16 protein-coding genes are annotated in these 19,317 nt (G+C 38.3%); 5 read left to right on the top strand and 11 right to left on the bottom strand.

Going from position 1 to position 19,317, the window contains the following annotated elements; genetic code table 11:
• Window positions 1-27 precede the first annotated feature (27 nt).
• The 9 genes from rimP to pyrH form a co-directional block, all read right to left on the bottom strand.
• Window positions 28-495, bottom strand: a complete 468-nt coding sequence (gene rimP / locus HCJ55_RS07280) for a ribosome maturation factor RimP (RefSeq protein WP_003732818.1) — start codon at window positions 493-495, stop codon at window positions 28-30.
• A 181-nt stretch (window positions 496-676) separates the two neighbouring features.
• Window positions 677-5,008 carry a PolC-type DNA polymerase III gene (locus HCJ55_RS07285; protein ID WP_185503598.1) on the bottom strand — a complete coding sequence of 1,444 codons (4,332 nt, stop codon included), beginning with the start codon at window positions 5,006-5,008 and terminating at the stop codon, window positions 677-679.
• Between the two features lie 106 nt (window positions 5,009-5,114).
• A complete protein-coding gene (locus HCJ55_RS07290; protein WP_185391275.1) occupies window positions 5,115-6,821 on the bottom strand; it encodes a proline--tRNA ligase in 1,707 nt (568 codons plus the stop codon).
• 39 nt (window positions 6,822-6,860) lie between these two features.
• Window positions 6,861-8,123, bottom strand: a complete 1,263-nt coding sequence (gene rseP / locus HCJ55_RS07295) for an RIP metalloprotease RseP (RefSeq protein ID WP_008947697.1) — start codon at window positions 8,121-8,123, stop codon at window positions 6,861-6,863.
• A gap of 13 nt (window positions 8,124-8,136) precedes the next feature.
• Window positions 8,137-9,279 carry a 1-deoxy-D-xylulose-5-phosphate reductoisomerase gene (locus HCJ55_RS07300; protein ID WP_185502161.1) on the bottom strand — a complete coding sequence of 381 codons (1,143 nt, stop codon included), beginning with the start codon at window positions 9,277-9,279 and terminating at the stop codon, window positions 8,137-8,139.
• 14 nt (window positions 9,280-9,293) lie between these two features.
• Complete coding sequence (locus HCJ55_RS07305; protein ID WP_185517600.1) at window positions 9,294-10,082, bottom strand: phosphatidate cytidylyltransferase; 789 nt, start codon at window positions 10,080-10,082, stop codon at window positions 9,294-9,296.
• A 13-nt stretch (window positions 10,083-10,095) separates the two neighbouring features.
• A complete protein-coding gene (gene uppS / locus HCJ55_RS07310) occupies window positions 10,096-10,854 on the bottom strand; it encodes an undecaprenyl pyrophosphate synthase (protein ID WP_185502159.1) in 759 nt (252 codons plus the stop codon).
• Between the two features lie 230 nt (window positions 10,855-11,084).
• On the bottom strand, window positions 11,085-11,642 hold the full coding sequence (gene frr, locus HCJ55_RS07315; RefSeq protein ID WP_003729925.1) for a ribosome recycling factor: 558 nt from the start codon (window positions 11,640-11,642) through the stop codon (window positions 11,085-11,087).
• Window positions 11,642-12,370, bottom strand: a complete 729-nt coding sequence (pyrH, locus tag HCJ55_RS07320) for a UMP kinase (protein WP_003723449.1) — start codon at window positions 12,368-12,370, stop codon at window positions 11,642-11,644. The genes frr and pyrH overlap by 1 nt, the downstream gene beginning before the upstream one ends.
• 272 nt (window positions 12,371-12,642) lie before the next feature.
• Here pyrH and HCJ55_RS07325 point away from each other — a divergent pair, with 272 nt between their 5' ends.
• From HCJ55_RS07325 to HCJ55_RS07345, 5 genes are read left to right on the top strand one after another with little or no spacing between them, the layout of a single operon-like run.
• Window positions 12,643-13,017 carry a hypothetical protein gene (locus tag HCJ55_RS07325; protein WP_185503600.1) on the top strand — a complete coding sequence of 125 codons (375 nt, stop codon included), beginning with the start codon at window positions 12,643-12,645 and terminating at the stop codon, window positions 13,015-13,017.
• Window positions 13,001-14,200 (top strand): SNF2-related protein, encoded by a 1,200-nt coding sequence (locus HCJ55_RS07330; protein ID WP_185517602.1) that lies wholly within the window; start codon window positions 13,001-13,003, stop codon window positions 14,198-14,200. Before HCJ55_RS07325 ends, HCJ55_RS07330 begins: the two co-directional genes overlap by 17 nt.
• A complete protein-coding gene (locus tag HCJ55_RS07335; protein WP_185517604.1) occupies window positions 14,190-15,494 on the top strand; it encodes a phosphoadenosine phosphosulfate reductase in 1,305 nt (434 codons plus the stop codon). The genes HCJ55_RS07330 and HCJ55_RS07335 overlap by 11 nt, the downstream gene beginning before the upstream one ends.
• Window positions 15,495-15,503: 9 nt before the next feature.
• A complete protein-coding gene (locus HCJ55_RS07340) occupies window positions 15,504-16,010 on the top strand; it encodes an IbrB-like domain-containing protein (protein ID WP_008947690.1) in 507 nt (168 codons plus the stop codon).
• A 21-nt stretch (window positions 16,011-16,031) separates the two neighbouring features.
• On the top strand, window positions 16,032-16,763 hold the full coding sequence (locus HCJ55_RS07345; RefSeq protein WP_185506794.1) for a class I SAM-dependent methyltransferase: 732 nt from the start codon (window positions 16,032-16,034) through the stop codon (window positions 16,761-16,763).
• A gap of 50 nt (window positions 16,764-16,813) precedes the next feature.
• On the opposite strand, the gene HCJ55_RS07350 is transcribed toward HCJ55_RS07345, so the two are convergent.
• Both HCJ55_RS07350 and tkt read right to left on the bottom strand, forming a co-directional pair.
• Window positions 16,814-17,053 (bottom strand): YneF family protein, encoded by a 240-nt coding sequence (locus HCJ55_RS07350; protein ID WP_003723442.1) that lies wholly within the window; start codon window positions 17,051-17,053, stop codon window positions 16,814-16,816.
• Between the two features lie 219 nt (window positions 17,054-17,272).
• A complete protein-coding gene (gene tkt, locus HCJ55_RS07355) occupies window positions 17,273-19,267 on the bottom strand; it encodes a transketolase (RefSeq protein ID WP_185517606.1) in 1,995 nt (664 codons plus the stop codon).
• Window positions 19,268-19,317: the final 50 nt, after the last annotated feature.

The raw sequence follows: 19,317 nt of genomic DNA on the forward strand, positions 1-19,317 counted from the left end.
TTTATTCAGCTCCTTATTCTTTGCTTTTTAAAATTGAATTGCGAGTCTTGCTTTTGCTACTTTGTCTTTAGGAATTTCACAAGTGATTTTGCGTGTTTTGTCCGTAATAGTAATGACAAGTGTCGTTCCGTCATAACTAACGAGCGTGCCTTCCCACATTTTACGACCATCAATTGGCTCATAAGAAGTAACGTGGACATATTTACTAACCGCATTTTCAAAATCTTGCTCTTTCTTCAGTGGACGTTCAGCCCCTGGTGATGAAACTTCTAAAAAGTAGTTTTGTGTAATCGGATCATTTTCATCCATTTTTTCACTAACTTTTTCGCTCACGGCTGCGCATTCATCAATATCTACGCCACCATCTTTATCAATAAAAATTCGTAAAAACCAATTTGGCCCTTCTTTTTCAAAGGCAATGTCTACGAGTTCCAATTGAAGTTCATCCGTGATTGGCGCAACAATTGCTTCTACTTGTTCTAGTACTTTACTCATTTCAGCCTCCTTAAGAGATACGCTTTTCCAGCTAATTCGTCCCCTACTTCTGCCACAGGTGACTCTTTGACAGATTTGCAAAACGAAAGCGTGGGCATTGGCCCACGCTTGGCTGAGTTATCGTAGTATTTCTTAAATAAGTTTATCACAAATTGTGACTACAAGCAAGTTTTGCCCATTTTTAGAACAGTGACAGTTGATTTTGATCAGGCAATCCTTCTAAGCATCCTTGATCATCCATGTACTGAATAATCGTTTTCGATACTTTTCCGCGTTGTTGTAAGTCTTCTTTGGATAAAAATTCCCCGTTTTCACGAGCGGCAACAATTTGTTTTGCTACGTTTGTCCCAAGACTCGGAATCGCATTAAATGGCGGAATAAGTGAATCACCATCAATTAAAAATTCATCCGCAGACGATTTATATAAATCGACTTTTTGGAAATGGTAGCCACGCGCAAGCATTTCGTTCGCAATTTCTAAAACGGTTAATAAGTTTTTCTCTTTTGTGGAGGCTTCTAAACCTTTATCATTCACTTCTTTCATAGTTGCTTTCACGGCTTCTTTTCCGTTTACCATGGACGTCAAATCGAAGTCATCGGCACGAACGGTGAAATAAGTCGCGTAGAAAAATAGTGGATGATGTACTTTGAAATAAGCAATCCGCACTGCCATTAAAACGTAAGCTGCAGCATGGGCTTTCGGGAACATGTACTTAATTTTTTTACAAGATTCAATGTACCAAAGTGGCACTTTATTCGCCATCATTGCTTCTTCCATTTCATCTGTTAAGCCTTTCCCTTTACGCACAGATTCCATAATTTTAAAGGCTAAGGAGCTTTCTAATCCTTGATAAATTAGAAATACCATAATATCATCACGACAACCAATTACGTCTGGTAGTTCGCATGTTTTATTTTTGATTAACTCTTCGGCATTACCAAGCCAAACGTCCGTCCCGTGGGAAAGACCAGAAATTTGCACTAGCTCAGAAAATGTTGTTGGTTTGGTTTGTTCTAACATTTGTCGTACGAAACGTGTCCCAAACTCTGGAATTCCAAGTGTTCCGGTTTTGGAGTCGATATCTGCTGGTTTTACACCAAGCGACTCTGTAGAACCGAATAGCTTCATTACATCTGGATCGTCGGTTGGGATTGTTTTTGGATCGATACCGCTTAAATCCTGTAACATCCGGATAGCGGTCGGATCATCGTGCCCAAGTATATCGAGTTTTAGCACGTTATCATGGATGGAGTGGAAGTCAAAATGGGTTGTTTTCCACTCTGAATCTGTCGCATCGGCCGGGAATTGCACGGGTGTGAAATCGTAAACGTCCATATAATCTGGAATAACGATAATACCACCTGGATGTTGCCCAGTAGTTCGCTTAACACCGGTACATCCAGCAACAAGCCGGTCAATTTCCGCCCCGCGAATAGTCATATTCATATCACGTTCATAATTCCGAACATAACCAAAGGCTGTTTTCTCGGCTACTGTACCAATCGTACCTGCCCGGAAAACGTAATCTTCACCAAAAATTTCTTTCGTGTACGCATGGGCTACTGGTTGATAATCACCTGAGAAGTTTAAATCGATATCGGGTACTTTATCCCCTTTAAATCCTAAGAAAGTTTCAAACGGAATATCTTGTCCTTCTTTTCGATAAGCTGTTCCGCAGTGTGGGCAATCTTTGTCTGGTAAGTCAAAACCAGAACCAATCGAACCATCATCAAAGAACTCAGAATCCTTACAATTCGGGCAAAGATAATGCGGTGGCAATGGATTCACTTCGGTAATTTCGGTCATTGTCGCAACAAAAGAAGAACCAACTGATCCCCGCGATCCTACTAGATAGCCGTCCACAAGTGATTTCTTAACGAGTTTATGCGAAATAAGATAAATAACCGCAAACCCGTGTCCAATAATACTTTTCAGTTCTTTTTCTAAGCGAGCTTCTACGATTTCAGGAAGATTTTCACCATATAATTGGTGAGCCATCGCATAACTCATATCGCGAACTTCATCTTCTGCCCCTTCAATTTTTGGTGTGTATAGCTCGTCTTTGATTGGTTTTAAATCTTCTATCCAATCAACAACAACATTAGGATTTGTCACAACAATTTCTTTCGCTTTTTCTTCACCAAGGAAAGCAAATTCTTTTAACATTTCATCTGTTGTGCGGAAATGGACATCTGGTAATTCAGCGCGGTTCAGCGGATTAGCGCCACCTTGCGAATGAATTAAGATTTTGCGATAAATTTTATCGACTGGGTCTTTGTAATGTACATTTCCGGTCGCTACGACTGGTTTGCCTGTTTTTTCACCGACGCGGACAATATTTTTCAAAATTTCTTCTAACGCTTTTTCATCACGAACGAGTTCACGCTCAATAAGCGGCGCGTATACTGGTTTTGGTTGTACTTCAATGAAATCATAGAATTCCGCTACTTTTTCCGCAGCTTGCATCCCTTTTTGCATCATTGCTTCAAACAATTCCCCTTGGCTACATGCTGTCCCGATAATTAAGCCTTCACGCAATTTCTTTAGTTGTGAGCGCGGAATACGCGGCACACGATAAAAGTAATTGATGTTAGACATCGTAATTAATTTAAATAGATTTTTTAACCCGACAGCTGTCTGAGCATAAATCGTTGCATGGAATGGTCGCGCACGTTTATATGCGTCGCCTTCTCCCATATAATCATTTAAAGAATCATGGAAATCGATGTCATGCATCTCTTTCGCATCTTTAATTAATTTCCAAGCTAAATACGCCGTTGCTTCGGCATCAAAAACAGCCCGGTGATGTTGCTCAAGAATAATATTGAATTTTTTCGTTAAAGTATTTAAGCGGTGATTTTTAAAATGCGGGTATAAAAAGCGCGCCAATTCTAACGTATCGACAACTGCATTTTCTGCTTTTTCCAGACCAACTTTTTCGTATGCAGTGTTAATAAAGCCCATATCAAAGGAAGCGTTGTGGGCTACAAGAATATCGTCGCCGCTCCATTCCTTGAATCGTTTTAAAACAACATCAATTGGATCGGACCCTTTGACCATATCATCTGTAATCCCTGTTAAATTGATGGTCGTTGCAGAAAGCGGATGGCCTGGATCGATAAATGCTTCAAATTTATCAATGATTTCCCCGTTTTTCATTTTTACGCCCGCAAGCTCGATAATCGTATCATAAACGGCCGATAAACCAGTGGTCTCAACGTCAAATACGCAATAGGTTGCATCTTGTAAGGCGATATGTTGGTCGTTATACGCAATTGGAACACCGTCATCTATTAGATTGGCTTCAATGCCAAAAATAACTTTTAAACCGTATTTTTGACCTGCTCCGTATGCTTCTGGGAAAGATTGGGCAACAGAGTGATCGGTAATAGCAATCGCTTTATGGCCCCAATCAGCTGCTTGTTTGAATAGCGCATCAACGGATGAAGTCGCATCCATTTGACTCATTGGAGAATGAAGGTGTAGTTCTGCCCGTTTTTCTTCGGCTGTATCAAGACGCTTCACTCCAGCAATCTCGTTAACATCTTGCGCCATCATAATTAAGTCACGCACGAAAGTATCATTTTGAACGCTTCCTCGTACTTTAACCCACATGCCTTTTTTCAAATTCTGGAACATCGCGGCATCTTCGTTATCGCGAGAAAACATTTTTATAATCATCGAACTTGTATAGTCGGTAATTTTAAATTGTAATAAGCTACGACCACTGCGAAGCTCTCTAATTTCCGTCGCGAAAATTAAACCTTGGACGGTAATACGACGTTCTTCATCATAAATATCGCCAAGACGTTTGACTTCTTCGTCGTCTTTAATTTTATAACCAATTTGGAATGGACCCGTAAGTGGAGCTGCCCCACCGCCGCTTTGCCCTTCTGCTTGGCGTTTTTGCATAACTTGAACAGCTTCTGCCGCTTTTTTCTGATCTTCTTCTTGTTTAGCCTGAGCAAAAGCTTTATATTCTTCTGTTTCCGATTGGTCGAGCATATGCATTTTCATTGCTAGACGTGGAAAACCAGCTTTTCCATAGCTTTCAATAATTTTCGCTTGAAAACGTTGTTGGATAGTTGCTTCTTCCATATCATTATGAACAGCTAATTCAATAAAATGTGGCGCTTTAAACGTAGGTTTTTGCTCCATTAGAAGTTTCCCAATCATCGGTGACTGCTTTCCAATTGGCTCTACGATTAAGTTCCAATAATCTTGAATGAGTGTTTCATTGATTGTTTGGTTTTCTGGAACTATTTGCATTTCGGTTTCCGCAATTTGACTAAATGCGCGCTTCATCCCTACATCCATCATATGGAAAAGTGCTGCTGGAAAAATTTGCGGAACATGTAAATGAAATTGCCATGTTTTATTTTTCTTATCGGCAACGAGTTTTTCGATTTTAGCTTCTTTCGTGAATTCTTCATATGTCGTTACATCTTGTAAACCGATTTGTGTCATTAACAGCTGAAATCGTTCTTGTTTTTCTTCCTCTTTTGCAGTCATTCCGAATAACACCCCTTCATTCAAATTTATAAAAGCCAGATGTCCCTCATGACCCGTTTTTTATAGGAACGAGTGGAGTTTCATCTGGCACGAATAGCTCAATAAATTATTTATCTCCAAAGAGAATAGGTAGCGTGTTTAGAAGTTCATCTTGACGAACTTCGATCATTTCGCCAGTTTTTCTAATTTTCACTTCAACGACACCTTCTGCTGCTTTTTTCCCAACTGTAATACGGATTGGTAAGCCAATTAAATCTGCGTCTGCAAATTTAACACCCGCACGCTCCGCACGATCATCAATTAACACACTAAAGCCAGCACCCTGTAATGATGTATACAGTGTTTCTGCAAAAGCAACTTGCTCTTCGCTCTTCATGTTAACAGGAATTAAATGTAAATCAAATGGGCTGATTTGCTTATCCCATACAAAACCATTTTCGTCATTCGATTGTTCCGCAATGGCAGATAGAATACGGGACACGCCGATTCCATAACAACCCATAATAATTGGTTGCGCACGACCGTTTTCATCCAAAATTGTCGCATTCATCGCTTGGCTATATTTCGTTCCAAGTTTGAAAATATGACCAACTTCGATACCTTCTGCAAATTTGATTACGCCTTGACCATCAGGAGATAAATCGCCTACTTGGATCATACGTAAATCAAAATAGCTAGTTACAGTGAAATCACGATCTGGATTTACATTGATATAATGGAAACCATCTTCGTTTGCGCCAGCTACCGCGTTGACGATATCTTTAACAGCATTATCCGCAAATACACGTGTATTTTCAGGAACGCCGATTGGCCCTAGTGAACCAAAGTTAGCTCCTAGTAGTTCGACTGCAACAGCTGGGTCTACTAATTCTACATTTGTTGCATCTAATGCATTTTTGATTTTAATATCATTTACTTCATGGTCACCGCGAACGAGTACCATAATGACTTCTTCATCTACTTGATAAAGCATCGACTTCATCGTTTTTTCAATTGGAACTTCTAAAAACTCAACAATATCTCCAATCGATTTTTGATCAGGAGTGGCAACTTTTTCTAAGTCTTTCTCTAACTCATGCGATTTTTTCTCCATATATAAAACTGGAGCCATTTCTGTGTTAGCTGCATAATCGGAAGCATCACTATAAGCAATCGTATCTTCACCAATATCAGATAACGCCATAAATTCTTTTGATTCATTTCCGCCGATAGAACCAGAATCCGCAATAACAGAACGGAATTCAAGACCACAACGAGTAAAGATATTCGAATAAGCTTGGTGCATCAGGTTATACACTTCATCCAAACTTTCACTTGTAGCATGGAAAGAATAAGCATCTTTCATAATGAATTCGCGACCACGTAATAGACCGAAGCGCGGACGTTTTTCATCACGGAATTTCGTTTGAATTTGGTATAGCGTAAGTGGCAAACGTTTATATGATTTTACTTCATCACGTAAAAGTGCCGTAATAACTTCCTCGTGGGTTGGTCCAAGCGCAAAGTCACGAGAAGCCCGGTCTTTTAGGCGCATCAATTCTGGGCCGTAATCATTCCAACGACCAGACTCTTGCCAAAGTTCCGCAGGTTGAAGCGCAGGCATTAATAATTCTGCCGCACCAATTGCTTCTAATTCTTCACGGATAATTGTTTCGATTTTGCGTAGCATCAATGTTGCAAGTGGTAAATAACTATAAATCCCACTAGCCGTTTGTCTTATAAAACCAGCGCGAAGAAGTAATTGGTGACTCTTTACTTCTGCATCCGCTGGAACTTCTTTTAATGTTGGTATAAATGTCATCGTTTGACGCATTTAAAACACCCCTTTTTCCCTTTATTAGTCTTTCTCTTTTTAGAAAAATGCTCGTTGAATATCGTTCCATGTCACAAGAATCATCAGAACCATTAAAAGTGCAAATCCAGCAAAATGGATAATGCCTTCTTTTTTAGGATCGATTGGTTTACCGCGAACGAGTTCATATAAGAAGAACATCAAACGTCCGCCATCAAGTGCTGGTAACGGCAGCAAATTAACAATTCCTAAGTTAATACTTAAAACAGCAGTCCAGTTCAGTACAGTCATAAAGCCATATTGAACGACTTGTTGTGTACTTGTGTAAATCCCCACTGGGCCATTTAGCATATCAAGTGAAAATCCGCCTGTAAACATATTTCCAAGAATCGTAAATATTTGAACGATCCAATTCCATGTTTGCGTAAATCCATTGGTTATTTTAGCAGTAAATGAAGTATCCATCGGCGTTTCTACCCCGATTTTCCCTACTTTTTTGCCATTTTCTTCTTGTGTTGCTGGTTTTACATCAATATCTTGCGTTTTTCCATCGCGGTCCACTTTGAAATCAAGTGTTTTTCCCGGATTTTCTGAAACACTTTGCACAATATCTGTCCAAGATTTCATGTCTTTTCCGTCGATAGAAAGAACCTCGTCCCCTTTTTTTAGACCAGCTTCTGCAGCAGCCCCGTCCGGCAGAACATTACCAAGCGTATTGTCCGAGCTCGGAACGCCTCCTTGAACAAAAGCTAATGCAGTAAAAATTAAAATAGCTAGAATAAAGTTAAAAAGTGGTCCAGCAAAAATAGTCATTGCCCGATTTCCTAATGATTTTGCATTAAAAGAACGGTCAAATGGCGTAATCATTGTTTCAATCTTGCCATCAATAACAAGCGCGTCACGCTCTACTTGATAACGGACTTTTTTCGTATCGTCGTAGTCTTCGTAACCTTCGATGAAAAGCTCTTTCTCTAAATCACAGAGCGATACTTCGATAGGTTGTGCGTTGACATATTGATCTTTACCATTAACGATAATTTTGCTAACCGTTTCTTCCGGGGTTAATTCAAGCCCCACTCGGTAACCAGGTTTCAGCTCAATTTCTTCGCCATCTTCCCCAGCCATCCGAACATAACCACCAATCGGCAGCAAGCGAATCGTATATTGTGTTTCTTTTTTACGATAAGCAAAAATTTTCGGTCCAAACCCAATTGAAAAATCTTTTACCATAATGCCAGCACGTTTTGCAAAAAGGAAATGTCCTAGTTCATGGAAAAACACAATCAGTCCGAATACGAAAATAAAAGCAATAATAGTTGTCAAAATAGCTTCACCTCTATAAAAGTGTCTTTACATACGCGCGTGTTTCTTGATCGACTTGTAAAATCGTATCCAAGTCAGGATTAGAAATGCTAGTATGACGATTCATTGCATTTTCAACAAGTGCTTCGATATTATAAAAAGCTACCTGTCCATTTAAAAAGCCAGCAACAGCAATTTCATTTGCCGCATTTAAAACTGTCGGCATTGTTCCACCTATTTTACCAGCATTATACGCGAGTTTCAATGCCGGAAATCTTTCATAATCCACTTTTTCAAAATGAAGTGCGGAAAAATCGGTAATCCGGAATTCTTTTTCATACGGTATAAAGAGTCTATCAGGATAGGTTAACGCGTATTGAATCGGCATCCGCATATCCGGCGTGCCGAGTTGCGCAATGAAACTTCCATCCACGAACTGCACCATCGAATGAATAATACTTTCGCGCTGAATAACTACTTCAATATCATCATAACTTACCCCAAACAGCCAGTGAGCTTCCATTACTTCTAAGCCTTTATTAAACATCGTTGCGGAATCAATCGTCAATTTATTTCCCATGTTCCAATTAGGATGTTTTAAAGCCTCTTTCACTGTAACTTCGCTTAGTTGTTCCCGCGTTTTATCTCGGAAACTCCCACCGCTCGCTGTTAAAACTAATTTCTCTATTCTTTCTGGATTTTCTCCGTTTAATGCTTGTAAAATAGCAGAATGTTCACTATCAACAGGTAATAGCGAAACGTTTTTTTCTTTCGCCGCACGCATGACTAAATGACCAGCTGTGACAAGTGTTTCCTTATTTGCAATCGCAATCGCTTTGCCCGCTTCAATCGCATCCAAAGTTGGAAGTAACCCAACACTCCCCATAACCGCGTTTAACAATACATCGCCATCTAAATAAGTCGCAACTTCTCTAAGTCCTTCTAAACCATTATAAAATTTCACATTTGGAAATTCTGCTTCTAGAGTAACACGATCTCTCGTGTGCCAAACTGCGACCACTTTTGGTTTGAACTCTTGAATAATCGCTCTACCCCGTTCCATATTACGCCCAAAACTAAGCGCAACCAGTTGAAACTTTTCCGGGTTTTCACGAATAATCGCAAGCGTCTGTGTTCCAATCGAACCAGTTGCACCTAGTAAAATAATTTTCTTCATTATCCCATCTCCAATTAAATAATTTGAAGTATATGTAGCAGAGGTAAAACGAATAACAAGCTATCAAAACGGTCTAAAATACCACCGTGTCCAGGTAAGATTTTCCCAGAATCTTTTACACCATAGAAGCGTTTCAAAGCTGATTCGACCAAATCTCCAAGCTGCCCAAAAATAGATAGAAATACTAAAAGTGCTAAAACGAGCGCAATATTCCCTGGTAGTTCCGCAAAATAATAAAAACCGCCTGCGAATACAAGCGCACAAATAATCCCGCCAACGAAGCCTTCAACTGTCTTATTAGGGCTAACATTTGGAGCTAATTTGTGCTTCCCAATCGCTCTTCCAATAAAATAAGCCCCCGTATCGGTTGACCAAACAATAAATAAAGCAAAAAGTACATACATTAATCCAGCTTCACGAGTAAGCGCCAAATAATGGAAACCAAACCCTGTATAAAAAGCCGCAACCATACAAATCCCTACTTGATCAAAATGGAATTTATTTCGCGAAAACACTGTATTAGCAAGCAATAGAGCCATTAAAATAAAAATAACTTCCATTTCTGTAATATGCAGTGTACCTAAAAAGTCCAAATATCTATCTGGCACGACAACTAACCACATCAATAGTAAAGTAATTATTCCATTCATCGAAAAAATTCGTTGTTTTGTCATTATAAGTACTTCATACAAAGCAATCGTCGCAAGTAAAATACTTAATAATTCAAATGGAATTCCCCCGTAGACAACGAATGGAATAAAAAATATAAGCGCAACAACTGCAGTAATAATTCTCGTTTTCAATCTTTTTTCCTCCCTAGAGCCCTCCGAAACGACGTGACCGGTTTTGATATTCAATAATCGCCTGTAAAAAATCTTCTTTTGAAAAATCAGGCCAATGTGTTTCTGTAAAATAAAACTCGCTATACGCAAGTTGCCAAAGCATAAAATTACTTAAGCGCAGCTCGCCGCTAGTCCGAATTAATAAATCGGGATCACCTAAACCGCTACTCATCAAATGATCATTCAACAATTCTTCTGTTAAATCCTCTGATGACTTGCCTTCTCTAGCTAACTCTTTCATTGCTTCTTTTGCCGCGGTGATGATTTCCGAACGTCCACCGTAGTTAAGCGCAAAATTAAGAGTAAGACCAGTACAGTGTGCTGTATCAGCAATAGCTTTCTCTACTGCACGCATGGTATGATCAGGTAAATTTTCCCGATACCCCATCACATTAACACGAACATTTTCTTCAATCAACTCTGGTACAAAAGAGTCAAAAAATTCTACAGGTAGCTTCATTAAAAAGTCCACTTCATCTGTAGGCCGTTTCCAGTTTTCAGTTGAAAAGGCATAGAGCGTTAATACATCAATACCAATTGCATTAGCATAACGCGTTACTCGCTTTACAACATCCATACCTTCTTTATGCCCAGCAATTCTAGGTAAGAAACGTTTTTTTGCCCATCTCCCATTTCCATCCATGATAATAGCTACATGGCGCGGGATTGGTAAATCTTCTGCAAGTTCACTATTTAATATATTTTCATCTTGTCGAAATAGCTTTTTAAACATCATAAATCCTCCAATTGATACACTTCTTAGAGCATGTCTATACCTATAATAACAAAAAAGAATCAATTAATGTACTAAAAATTCCATGTGAACAGATGAGATTTTCATGAGAGAAATGGAATTGCCCATTAAAAAACATTCCTAACCCAACGCGTATGGAAAGAATTAGGAATGTCATTTCAACTTAAAAGGTGTTTAGCCCTATTTGTTACTATTAGTAAAAGTATCAATTAAACTTCTAAGATTTCCGCTTCTTTGTCTTTCGTGATGCTATCGATATTCTTGATGCTTTCGTCCGTTAATTTTTGAACGTCTTCACCATAAGAACGCAAATCGTCTTCTGTTATATCGCCGCTTTTTTCTAATTTTTTCAGTTCTTCATTAGCTTCACGACGAATGTTACGAACGGCAACTTTCGCTTCTTCAGCTTCTTTTTTCACTTCTTTTACTAACTCTTTACGACGTTCTTCTGTTAGTTGTGGAATCGATAAACGTAATACAGAGCCATCGTTATTTGGCGTCAAACCTAAGTCTGATTTCAAAATAGCTTTTTCGATTTCGCCTAAAATAGTTTTATCGTAAGGTGTAATAAGTAGCATTCTAGCTTCTGGAACACTGATAGAAGCCATTTGGTTAACTGGTGTAGCAGCACCGTAATAATCTACAGATAAACGGTCAAGTAGGGATGCATTCGCACGACCAGCGCGGATTGTACCTAATTGTCTTGTTAACGCTTGTTCTGCTTTTTCCATTTTTTCTTTGGATTTAGATAATACTTCTTTACTCATTATTTTTTCCCCCTAACAGTAGTTCCGATTTTTTCACCTAAAATAACGCGTTTAATATTGTTGCCTTGTTCTGTAAATGAGAAGACGATTAATGGGATATCATTGTCCATGCTTAGAGACGATGCAGTTGTATCCATTACTTCTAAACCTTCTTTAATTACATCAAGGTAAGATAGCTCTTCGTATTTTTTCGCATTTTCATCTAGTTTTGGATCGGCATTGTAGACACCATCTACATTATTTTTCGCCATTAAGATTACATCTGCTTCGATTTCAGCTGCTCTAAGTGCTGCCGCTGTATCTGTGGAGAAGTATGGGTTACCTGTTCCACCTGCAAAAATAACGACGCGACCTTTTTCAAGATGGCGAATTGCTTTACGACGAATGTACGGCTCCGCAATTTGACGCATATCGATGGATGTTTGCACACGTGTTGCAACTCCGATATTTTCAAGGGAATCTTGTAAAGACAAGGAATTCATGATTGTTGCAAGCATACCCATTTGGTCAGCTGCTGCACGGTCCATTCCCATTTCACTACCAAGTTTACCGCGCCAGATATTTCCGCCGCCAACAACGATAGCTACCTCTACTCCTAATTCTACTACTTCTTTGATTTGAGCAGAAATCAAATTGACCACGCTCGGGTTAATTCCAAAGCCATCATTTCCGGCAAGTGCTTCACCGCTTAATTTTAATACAACTCGTTTATAATCTGGGGTATCCATAATAGCCTCCAATTTCATATTCTATTCATAGATAGAAGAGTTTTCCATCCACCATTATCTATTCTACTAAAAAGCTGGCTATTACAAAAGTGTTTTCTACCAAAAAATAAAAAAACATTTATAAATATAGATAAAACTACCCGTATTTCATTCTTTTCTCCCCTTGTTTAAAGGTTTTTACCTTATACAGCAACACAATTTGTGATAAAATAAACGCATAAATAGATAAAAATGAACGAAAATGACAAAATACATAGGAGCATTCGATTTAAATGGCAAAATGGCACAAAATTTATATATATAGTGAACGCGTAGAACAATGGGATAAACAAACAATTATTGAGATGCCATCAGAAAGTGAATATCAAGGTTATTTCTTCTTACTTCCTAAAAAAATGGTATTTTCGATTTCAGCCGAGTACAGTTATTTTTATTTTCCAGACACGTGGAACTTCTTTCTAAAAAAACATACAGAAAAGAAAGAAATGAGCGCCACGAAAATGATCCTCCTTTTCAAACAAGAAAGTGAAGAAATAATGCAGTTTTTTCATACAAAAAAAGTAAATGACAGCATTGTTCAGGTTCGTACACATATCCCTAAAAAAATAGAAAAAGATGTGATAATTCAACATGACCTTATTAGATAATCAAAAACAAGCTTTATCGAAACTTAAAAAATATAACGTTGGCGCATTATTTATGAGACCCGGAAGCGGAAAAACGCGCGTAGCTTGCGAATTAATTAGTGATGTAAAGCCAGATTATGTTTTATGGATTACCCCTTTTCAAACAAAAGAGAATCTCGCGGCTGAAATAAGTAAATGGGGTTATGATTTCCCGCAAGAAATTATCGGCATCGAATCCCTTTCTAACTCAGATCGTTTATATCTCTACTGCCGAGAAAAACTCAAAAATTCAACCAATAGCTACATTATAATGGATGAAAGCTTAAAAATTAAAAACATCCATGCGCTTCGAACACAACGAGCAATCAAACTTTCGCGTTTTGCGAAATACAAATTAATTATGAATGGCACTCCTCTTAGCCGAAATATTTTAGATTTATGGTCCCAATTAGAATTTTTGTCCCCTAAAATATTGAACCTTAGCTTTCCACAGTTTAAGAAAACATTTTGTGAATATGTCACCATTACGCAACTAACCCAAACAAAGCAACAATCTATGGATATTATTAAAAAATATCATAATTTAGACTATCTATATGAATTAATCTCCCCTTTTATTTTTAGTTCTTCACATGAATTAGCAATCAAATGGCATTATATTCGCCATGATTTTTCGATCGATGAAAAGTTTTTAAAGCTATATTATGAAATAAAAGACGATTATCTCCAAAAAGCGGCCGCATACACGATAAATATAAATTTTTTAGAAATGTCTCAAGTAATGCAACATTGTTATTGCCTCTCCTCTGAAAAATTCACTATCACAGAATCTTTAGTAGCCGGCAAAGAAGCAACCACGATTATTTTTTGTAAATATAAAAGGTCAGAAGAAGCATTACAAAAAGCATTTCCAAATGTTAAAATCACTACTTTCGCCAAATCTTCTTACGGGCTCAATTTACAATTTTATAATCAAATTATTTATTTTGATAAAACATTTGATTATTCACAGCGCGACCAATCCGAAAGACGTATTTACCGAACAGGCCAAACGCAAGACTGCTACTATCATGATTTAAGTGGTAACGTCGGTCTAGACTCACTTATCGACACAAATATTTCTAAAAAAACGAATCTTTTGCAAGAATTCAAAAAAGAGCTCTCACAAAAAAATTCTTTTGAGGTGATAATGGATGCTTTCTAGAACAGTCTTTGATGCTTCCCAAGAAAGAATGGAAGTGATTTTTTCCGAATTTGATAATATAATCGTCTCCTTTTCAGGTGGTAAAGATAGCGGGGTCATGCTCCACCTACTGATTGATTATATGCGAAAAAATAATATTCGCCGAAAAATTTATGTCTATCATTTAGATTACGAAGGCCAATACACCGCTACGACAGATTTCGTTACCGAAATGTTAACTTCTAATTTAGATATCATCGAACCGCTTTGGTGTTGCCTCCCGATCGCAGCTCAATCCGCCGTATCGATGTTTAATGATCACTGGAAACCGTGGGAAAAGTCCAAGCAAGATATTTGGGTAAGAGAAATGCCTACTTTTCCGCACGTTATTAATGAAGATAACGCTCCATTCGATTTTGATTTCAAACATCTTTGGGACTACGAATTTAATAAAAAAATAATTCAATGGTTACATACTAAAAATAACGCCAAAAAAACAATCGCTTTAATTGGAATTCGCCAACAAGAATCGCTGAATCGTTATAATGCTATCCATAAAAAAGAGCGCATGTATCAGGCATATAATTGGACCACCGAAATCTCCAAAAACATTTTTAATGCCTATCCCATCCACGATTGGCGCGTAGAAGATGTTTGGATTGCGAACGCCAAATTCAATTGGTCCTATAATAAAATTTATGATTTATTTTATCAAGCAGGTCTAACCGTACACGATATGCGCGTTGCCAGTCCTTTTAACGATTCTGCAAAAGAAAGTCTTAAACTTTACCGCGTCATCGAACCGGATCTTTGGTCCAAACTAGTTGGCAGAGTAAACGGTGCTAATTTTACTGCGATATATGGCGGCACTTCTGCAATGGCTTGGAAAGAAATTAAGCTTCCCAAAAACCACACTTGGAAATCGTATTTAGAATTCCTACTCACCACTTTACCAAGCTACACAAGAGAACGTTACTTAAAAAAATTTAAAACGAGCATCACCTACTGGACTGAAAAAGGTGGCGCTTTAAAAGTAGAAACCGTCCAAGAATTGAAAAATTTGGATGTCCAAGCAGATTTCCTCGGCAAACCAACAAACAATCGCGTATATACGAACCCTATGGAAATTGTTCGTTTTAAAGAATATCCTGATGACCTAAAAATCAAAGAATTCGCCAGTGTCCCTACTTATAAACGGATGTGCATCGCCATTTTAAAAAATGATTATACGTGTAAATATATGGGATTCGGCCAAACAAAGCTAGAATTAGAGAAAAGAAAAAACGCATTAGAAAAATATAATAATATTTTATGAGGTGATATAATGAATTACAAAAGCCCGGTATACAGCGTCACCCCCGTCCACTACACGAAACTCCAAGCAAATAACTATAATCCAAATACCGTCCCTGTAGTCGAACTTAAATTACTTGAAAAATCAATTTGGGAAGATGGATTTACACAACCAATTGTCTGCTATCCCTTGGAAAATACAGATAAATATGAAATAATAGACGGGTTTCATCGTTACACTATTATGACGACTTCCAAACGGATTCGAGAACGAGAAAATGAGTTCCTACCAGTAGTCATTTTAGAAAAAGATACCGTGAACCGAATGGCATCAACTATCCGTCATAATCGTGCGCGTGGGTTTCATAACGTAGAACTAATGTCGAATATCGTTAGCGAACTAACAGATAGCGGCATGTCCGATAGTTGGATTATGAAAAATATCGGAATGGATGCCAATGAAATCTTACGCTTAAAACAAGTGAGCGGACTTGCTCACCTCTTCCTAGATAAAGAATTCAGCCAAGCACCTGATTAATTTAAGAAAAGAGGAACAAACATGAAAGAAAATAAATATGATGACAAACATTTTTTTGAACAATATAGCCAAATGCCCCGCTCCAAAGAAGGTTTAAAAGCCGCTGGAGAATGGCATGAATTTAAAAAACTACTCCCTGATTTCCATCAAAAAGTAGTCCTTGATTTAGGCTGCGGATTTGGCTGGCACTGTATTTACGCAGCTGAGCATGGCGCAAAAAAAGTCCTCGGCATCGATTTATCCGAACGAATGCTAGCCGAAGCAAAACAAAAGACAACCTCACCCGTGGTCCATTATGCGCAAAAAGCAATGGAAGATATCGACATCGAACCAGAAACTTACGATATCGTCCTAAGCTCCCTTGCCCTTCACTACGTAGCTTCCTTTAACGACATCTGTCAAAAGGTGTACACTAACTTAAAAACGGGTGGCTCCTTTATTTTCTCTGTAGAGCATCCCGTATTTACAGCGGATGGTCGCCAAGATTGGTATACAGATGACGCTGGTAACAAACTGCACTGGCCAGTTGATCGCTATTTTAACGAATCGATTCGCACAAGTCATTTCCTTGGTGAAGATGTCCAAAAATACCATCGCACCCTCACCACCTATATCCAAACACTGCTACAAAATGGCTTCCAACTTAATAGCGTCATCGAACCAGAACCAGCTCCTGAGTTAAAAGATTTACCAGAAATGCAGGATGAATACCGCCGCCCAATGATGTTGATTATATCTGCGACTAAAAACTAATAAAAAACCCCTTCTATCTAATTAGAAGGGGCTTTACTTTGTTAAAAAAATTATTTCTTAGCTTTTTTTGGTTTTTCTTTTTCTTGCTGTTTGTTCATTGCGCTCATCATTTGATTGATTTTCTTTTGTGATGGTTTTTGACCCATTTGCGCCATCATCATTTGTAACATTTGTTCGTTAATTGGCGGATTGTTTTTTAAATAGCTCATCATGTAACGTCTTGCAATAAAGAATCCTCCCGCAAGACCAGCTAGTAAACAAATAATGCCGACAAGAATGTAAATCCACATAGTCTCTTTTCTCCTCCTTGAAACAAAATCCTCTTTTATTGTACTTGATTTATATTAAACAGACAATACTTTTCAAGAAAACATATCATCTAGATCAATTTATCAATAAAAGCTGCAAACAACCTCGTAATTATAACATTAATGGCATCACTGCGCAATCTATAAAAGCATAAAAAAACAGACCGCTCTAGAAAAACTAGCAACGGTCTGATTGTTTAATTAAAGTGATTTTACTGTATTAACGACGTTTTCTACAGTAAAGCCGTAATTCTTAATTACTGTTTCGCCTGGAGCAGAAGCACCAAATTTGTCGATTCCAATAACTTTTCCATCTAAACCAACATAGCGTTCCCATCCAAAGCTAGCTCCCATTTCAACTGCTACACGTTTTCTAACAGCATTTGGTAGAACACTTTCTTTGTATTCTGCAGATTGTTGTTCAAATAGATCAAATGATGGCACACTTACAACCGATACATCTGTTCCTTGTGCTTGAAGTTCTTTTTGCGCTTCCACAGCTAGGTTAACTTCAGAACCACTTGCAAGAATAATCGCAGCTGGAACGTCACCTTTCGCCGGTGAGATAACATAAGCACCTTTTTTAACGCCTTCTGCAGTTAATTTAGCAGAATTTGGTAACGTTGGTAAGCCTTGACGAGTAAGCACAAGTACGTGCGGAGTAGATGTAGATGTGATTGCTAGTTTCCAAGCCTCAACTACTTCATTTCCATCAGCCGGACGGATAACAGAAAGTCCTGGCATTGCACGTAAGCTTGCAAGTTGTTCGACTGGCTCATGTGTCGGGCCATCTTCCCCAACTGCAATACTATCATGTGTCATAACGTACGTTACAGGTAAATGTTGGATAGCGGATAAACGAATCGCCGCACGAACGTAATCAGAGAATACGAAGAATGTTCCGCCGTATACTTGTAATCCGCCGTGAAGTGCCATACCGTTTAATGCAGCACCCATTGCAAATTCACGCACACCAAACCAAATGTTTCTTTCAGCTGGAGTTGCTTTTGTAAATTCGCCATCTGTTTTAATCGTTGTATTATTAGAACCAGCAAGGTCAGCTGATCCACCAAAAATAGTTGGAACTCTCCCCGCTAATGCATTGATAACTTCCCCACTTGAAGCACGACTAGCAAGCGCTTTGGAATCATCATAAACTGGTAAATCTGCATCCCAATCAGCTGGTAACTTATGATTTAAGCTATCTTCTAATTGTTGCGCAAGTTCTGGGTATTTAGCTTTATAAGAAGCAAATAATTCATTCCATGCAGCTTCTTCTTTTTCACCACGTTCGCCAATTGTTTCTTTAAAGCGAGCTGTAACTTCTTCAGGAACAAAGAATTTTTCTTCGTAGTTCCAACCGTAAGCTTTTTTCGCAGCTAAAATGCCTTCATCACCAAGAGGAGCACCGTGCACTTTGCTAGTACCTTCATTAGGAGCACCAAAACCAATGACAGTTTTCACTTCAATCATAGTTGGTTGTGAAGTATTTTGTTTCGCTTTTTCAATTGCAGCTAAAATTTCAGTTGTATCGTTACCATCTTTTACTAATAAATGTTCCCAACCATAAGCTTCAAAGCGTTGTTTTACATTTTCAGAGAAAGATTTGTCTAAATCACCATCTAGAGAAATATCATTGGAATCATATAAAACGACTAATCTTCCTAATTGTTGGTGACCTGCGTAAGAAGCCGCTTCTGAAGCAACACCTTCCATTAAGTCGCCATCTCCACATAATGCATAAGTATAATGGTCTACCACAGGGAAACCATCTTTATTATATTTTGCTTCCAAATGTCTTTCTGCCATAGCCATACCAACTGCCATCGCGATACCTTGACCAAGCGGGCCAGTAGTTGCATCTACGCCATCAGTATAACGATATTCCGGGTGACCTGGAGTTTTACTTTCCCATTGACGGAAGTTTTTAAGATCTTCTAATTCTAATTTAAATCCACTTAAATGTAATAAACTATATAAAAGCATCGAACCATGTCCTGCAGAAAGTACAAAACGGTCTCGATTGAACCAATGTGAATTCTTAGGATTTGTTTTTAAAACACGCGACCAGAGCGCATAAGCCATTGGTGCGGCTCCCATTGGTAATCCTGGATGACCAGAATTTGCTTTTTGAATTGCGTCCATTGATAAAGTACGAATTGTATTGACTGCTAAACTATCTGTGTTATCGAACAAATGAAACATCCTCTCTTCAATATAATTTTAACTACTTTTAATAATAAGCC

This window comes from Listeria marthii (assembly GCF_014227425.1).
GTDB lineage: Bacteria > Bacillota > Bacilli > Lactobacillales > Listeriaceae > Listeria > Listeria marthii.